Genomic DNA, 5,380 nt, shown 5'->3' on the forward strand with positions numbered 1-5,380 from the left:
TGTAAGCTCAATCGCCCCTTGCTTGAATTCGCTTGTATACCTTCTTTTGGTTAACACCATTTCAACACCTCTTTCCTATAAGTTTTTTTCGGATCTGGGTGTCTACTTTCTTAGGGGAGGATCAAGGAAGTATTAAATAAATGCAAACCATGGCTAACAGTCGAATATGAAACAGCTCATTATTTGAAAAATAAACTTCATAATATTCAATCAAATAATTTTTTAAAATTAAAAAATTTAAATAAATCATTAAGTCTTCAAATTTTTCAAAATGAATTATTATTTTCAAAAATTCATCAAGGCATAAAAAATACTTACTCAATTTTAAACACAATTTTTAATTTAAAAATTAATAATCAATCTAATTTAGATAAAAATAAATTTTTATTAAATGAAAATAAAGTTACCTCTATTAATGCTAAATATTACTTTGAAAATTTATCAGAAAAAATAGTTAATTTAGTTAAAGAAAATTTTTATGAAAATATTGAAATAAACCTTGAAACTGAAAAAAATACTACCCTTAAATTAAATCAAATATTAACAGTAAGTCTTATTTTTCATGAATTTATCCTAATTTCTATAAAACATTCTATTGGGTCAATTAAAAATCACATTATTTCAGTTCATTGGCAAGAAAAAGAACACCAAATTTGCTTTACTTTAAAAGATAATATTAATTTTGAATTTGATCTCATTGATTTGGATTCAAAAATTAGTGTTAATTTTGACTTAATTCGTTTTTTGATTAGTCAATTAAATGGCACAGGAGTTTGGAATAAAAAAAATGGACTTTCTTTAAATATAGCTTTTGAAAACAAAAAAAGCACTTTAAATACAAATAAATTATTAATATAATTTATTTTATACTTGAATTGAACTCATAAATAAAGCATTGGAAAGTTTCTATTGCAGAATTTATAATATCAAGTTTTTTTTCAAAATTTATATTTCCAAAATCATTCATATTATCAATAAAAATTTTCCAATCTTTAAAGGTTTCTTTTCCAAAACCATATAAATAGTTCAATTTATTATCTAATTTATCACCATAAATTAAAAGCATTTTTTGAAATAGAATTTGTCCACCCAAGCTGGATCCTTCCAAAACATAATAAATACCAAGAGCTTTTTCAAATGAATCTATTTTAGGTAGTTTATTTGAGAAGATAATTTCATCCTTATTTACATTTAAATTATGAAGATCCATCATGAGATGATGAACTCTTTTACTTAAGTTAAATTTAAAATGATATTTTTTCCAATCATCAAAATTTAAAAGGTTTTTTTCTAGAGGTATTATTATTTTAAAAAGAACTTTTAAATAATGAATATAGTCATCTAGAGTTGGTTTATTTTTAGACATGATATTTACTTTTTCTACTTCATCATGTAGTTGAGAAGTTGCTAATTTTAAAAGTAAACTTGTTTTTTCAGATAAATCTAATTTATTTATTTCTTGATCCATTTTTTAAATACCCTTATTTGTTTTAAATATTTTATAAAAACAAATTTTCATATTGGATCATTATCAATAAAAATTCAAATTGTAAACAAAACTACTCTGCCCATAGTTCTATCTGAAATGAATCTAAGTCTTTCAAATCTGAATTTTGAGAAGCGGATGATATTTTCTTTTTTTCACATAAATTTATTAAATGATCCGATATAGGATAATTATTATTTGGGTGAACACCACGCATCCAAGCTTTTCCACCAATGTCAAACCACCAAGTTTCGCAGCGAAATGATATGCTTAAATCTTTTCCAGGATAATTTTTTGCAGTAATTTTATTTTTATTTTTATCGAGGTATTTAATCATAAACGTTGTATAACCTCGCAAATCAGTGCCATAGAAAAAATCACTGCTAATTCTATCTGAAGTATTTATCCCAAAAAATAAGAATGTCCGCACAGGCTGCCATTTTGCATCAGTAGATGAAATTAAAGTCCAAGGCTTAATATCATCAAATAAGATATCTTGATCTAAAATAAAATCTTTTTTTCTTTCCATATATTCATGCTGGCATAATTTGATATCGTTAAAACATGAATTTAAAAAACGGTAGGTAGTATATAAATTATTTTCAGAAGTTTCTTTAGTGCTTTTAACTAATTGAATTTCATCTGTGGCAAGATTTTTAAATGATTTACTATTTTCAATATCTTGGGAACGAATATAATTTTGAAAATTTTTTCTTAAATCTTTCCGAACGAGTAATTTAAAATTTGAAAATAAAATGCTTTTATCCGTGTATTTTATAATATCTTTACTAATATTGAGCCCCGTTGGACTTAATATTGTAAAATTTCCATATAAAGATTTTTCAGTATCAGCTAAATAATATTTATTGTTTGTTTTTTCTGCTGAAACTTCGGGCAACTCTTTTAATTGTTCTGGAAAATCCACGGCAGCATATTTTTGGATACTTGAAAATAAACTATCACATGCTCCAGGGTCACTTAATTTACAAGTAGCAGATAAAAGAGTTGGTAGCTTTGTAGGGTCTCCACCTAATTGAATCGCTTTAATTGAAATTGATATATTTCGGATTGTTTCTTCAGATAAATTATTAAATTTGACTTTAATTTGTGGAGACATTCCAGCTTCTGGATTTACTTTGTTATCTCCATTACTAGAAAGCAGTTGATCTTTTAAAAGATCAATTGTTGCATTTAAATTCTTTTTTGTACCCACTTCAATCCTTCTTGAATTTGTTTCAAATGAATTCAAAGCTCGATTTGATGAAACGCTAAGGTCTTCATTAAAAGTATTTGAACTTGTCTCTGCTATCCGAATTCTTGAATTCACATATTCAGCCTCATTTAAACTTGGATTATTTGAAGGAGACGAAGGTAACACAGGAGTTGTTGGATTCGTTGGAGAAGGGACTGAAGCTGGAGCTTGATTACCTCCTAAATTAAAAGGAACAGGTATAGAAGCACCCATGGCTGCTTCAAATTCTGATTTCGTTTTTGAGTCTGAGAAGTTAAATTTTGCCGTTATAAGTAATTGAGCTTTAATTTTTTGTTTTATTATAATTTCATCACCACAGGAATTAAAAAATTCAGCTTTATTTTCTTTTAAATTTTTATATTGCTCTTCTTTTAATTTAAAATATTTATTTTGACTTGCACTTAATGAATTATATCCTCTAATAATTTCAATAGTCATGTTTGCCGTTCTGGATAACCCTGAAGAAGATGATTCAATAGAGTAACGCATTTCGGGAGAAAGAGTAATTGGCACTCCTGAAGCTTGAACGGGAATTGTTGCATTTATACCAATTCCTAATTTATTTTGTAATTGATCCGAATTCAAATTTTCTTCATATGAAACTCTAGAATTAGGTTCAAAAATAAATTTTGAATTTTCATTTTCTAAACATCTGTCCGCCGTCAAGCCTGTTATACTATTAAAACCTTTACCAACAGAATCTACTCTTTCATCGATTTTTTCATTAAAATCATTCATAATTTCACTAAATTTATCTTTAGCACTTTTTCTTTCTGCTGTTAAATAACTCTTATTTTCTTCAGTTTCTTTACCACATGAAACCAAAAAAAATGTGGATATTATTATACAAGAACTTAACTTCTTCATACAAATATACTCCTATGAGTCAAAAAAATTCGACCATACTTTTTTAATCCTTTTAATTTTAAATAAACTAAAATAAAAAATTTTTCAATATAAAAATAATATAATAATGATGTTAAAAAATTATAAAATAAAATAAAATAAATAAAATAGAGAAAAAAATTTAATTTGTCTTTTTATATTCTATTCCAAAAGATATCCTAAAAATTTATATTCAAATTTTATATTTTAATAGTTAATTTATATAAAATAATATTCATTCGTAAATTTTATTCGATTTTTATTGTTTTTGCTTTATTTTATAAGCTACCAATTATTGCGCCCAAATTTCAAGAAAGAATGGTCCAATTTTTTCTAAATCACTGTTATGGGTAGATGCAAAAGTAGCTTTTGAACCACATGCATTAGTAATGGAATCTGATATTGGAATTACTATATTTGGATTTACTTCATGCAACCACACTTTTCCAAGAGCATCGCTTAACCAGTCATGACACCTAAAAGATGTTGAAAGATGAATGCCACCGTATTTCTCAATTATTATTTTATTTCTATTTTTATCTAAATATTTTATAAAAAATGAATTATAGCCTCTAAATTTTGAAGTCATAAAAAAATCTTCTGTTATTCTATCTGAATTAAACACGCCAAGCACGTATCGGATTGGCTGCCAGTTTGCCTGAACAGAAGCCAATAAACTCCAAGCCCGGATTTCGTCAAAATTTTTATCATAATCTTTAAAGAAGATCTTTTTATTTAATTCATAGTCATTTTGACAAACATTAATATTATTAAAACAGTTTGTAATAAAACGGGATAAACCATATAAATTATTTTCTGATAGCTCTATTGTGCTCTTAACTAGTGCTTGTTCATCATTTGCAAGAATATTAAAATTTTTTGAATTTTGAATGTCTTTTCCTCTTAAATAGTTTTGAAAACTAGTCCTAATATCTTGTCTAACTTTTAATTTAAAATTAGTAAAATTTAAACCACCATCTGAATATTTTAAAATATCATTGCTAACATTTTTTTATCTGAACCTAGAATAAGAAGATTTCTATATAATGCTGTTTCTGTATCCCCAAAATAAAACTTTTTATTTGAATTGGCATCGCTCGAATCTATGGTTTCATTTAATTGATCGGGAAAATCATTTGCTGCATATTTTTGAATATTTTTAAATAAAATATCACAGGTACCAGGTTCACTCAATCTGCACGAAGTATTCACAATACCATTTAGTTTATTTGAACTTCCACCTAATTGAATTGCTTTTATTGAAATTGAAATATTTTTTAAAGTTTCTTGATTAAGTAAATTTAATTTTACTTTTATACTTGGGGACATACCTTCAGCCACTTTCAATAATTCGGAAAGTGAATTTTTAAGAAAAAGGATTACGGAGTTTAATTTCCTTCCACTTTTTGGGGGATCTGTCTGAGTTCCAACAGAAGAAATGCTTGGGGTAATATTAGTAATTGTAAGAGTATCATTACTGGTTTTTTTATTCCCAATGCTAAATGGATTGGGGATAGAAACTCCCATTGCGGTTTCAAAATCTTTTTTTGTTTTTGCATCAGAAAATATAAATTTTGCTGTAATTAAGAGTTGTGCTTTCACTTTTTGTTTCGTAACAATTTCATCACCACAAATATTAAAAAAACTAGAATTTGATCCTAACCCCCATTTTAAGTTGACACTTTTCCATCATGAAAAGGAGAGTCAATGGATAAATTAGCAGAGCCACGAAGGCGCTTAGGATATTATGAAAAGCG

Annotated in this window: 5 protein-coding genes; 1 reads left to right on the forward strand and 4 read right to left on the reverse strand. The window is 26.4% G+C overall.

Annotated elements, in window-relative coordinates; all coding sequences use genetic code 11:
- The first annotated feature begins 183 nt into the window (after positions 1–183).
- The gene (locus ACIQ56_RS13830) at positions 184–858 is read left to right on the forward strand and encodes a hypothetical protein (RefSeq protein WP_397601635.1); all 675 of its coding nucleotides are present in this window, start codon (positions 184–186) and stop codon (positions 856–858) included.
- Position 859: 1 nt separating this feature from the next.
- Here the strand turns inward: ACIQ56_RS13830 and ACIQ56_RS13835 are convergent, their stop codons facing one another.
- The 4 genes from ACIQ56_RS13835 to ACIQ56_RS13850 all read right to left on the reverse strand — a co-directional run bounded on the left by ACIQ56_RS13835 (position 860) and on the right by ACIQ56_RS13850 (position 5,225).
- On the reverse strand, positions 860–1,468 hold the full coding sequence (locus tag ACIQ56_RS13835; RefSeq protein ID WP_397601636.1) for a biliverdin-producing heme oxygenase: 609 nt from the start codon (positions 1,466–1,468) through the stop codon (positions 860–862).
- 91 nt (positions 1,469–1,559) lie between these two features.
- On the reverse strand, positions 1,560–3,605 hold the full coding sequence (locus tag ACIQ56_RS13840; protein ID WP_397601637.1) for a hypothetical protein: 2,046 nt from the start codon (positions 3,603–3,605) through the stop codon (positions 1,560–1,562).
- A 310-nt stretch (positions 3,606–3,915) separates the two neighbouring features.
- The gene (locus tag ACIQ56_RS13845) at positions 3,916–4,296 is read right to left on the reverse strand and encodes a hypothetical protein (protein WP_397601638.1); all 381 of its coding nucleotides are present in this window, start codon (positions 4,294–4,296) and stop codon (positions 3,916–3,918) included.
- A 314-nt stretch (positions 4,297–4,610) separates the two neighbouring features.
- Positions 4,611–5,225, reverse strand: coding sequence for a hypothetical protein (locus ACIQ56_RS13850; protein WP_397601639.1), 615 nt, complete (start codon positions 5,223–5,225; stop codon positions 4,611–4,613).
- Positions 5,226–5,380: the final 155 nt, after the last annotated feature.

The sequence above is a fragment of the Silvanigrella sp. genome, assembly GCF_044369315.1.
GTDB lineage: Bacteria > Bdellovibrionota_B > Oligoflexia > Silvanigrellales > Silvanigrellaceae > Silvanigrella.

What these genes read in the sequence shown, in the direction of transcription:
- ACIQ56_RS13835 (WP_397601636.1), bottom strand. Translation starts at nt 1,468, where the DNA reads ATGGATCAAGAAATAAATAAATTAGATTTATCTGAAAAAACAAGTTTA.
- ACIQ56_RS13840 (WP_397601637.1), bottom strand. Translation starts at nt 3,605, where the DNA reads ATGAAGAAGTTAAGTTCTTGTATAATAATATCCACATTTTTTTTGGTT.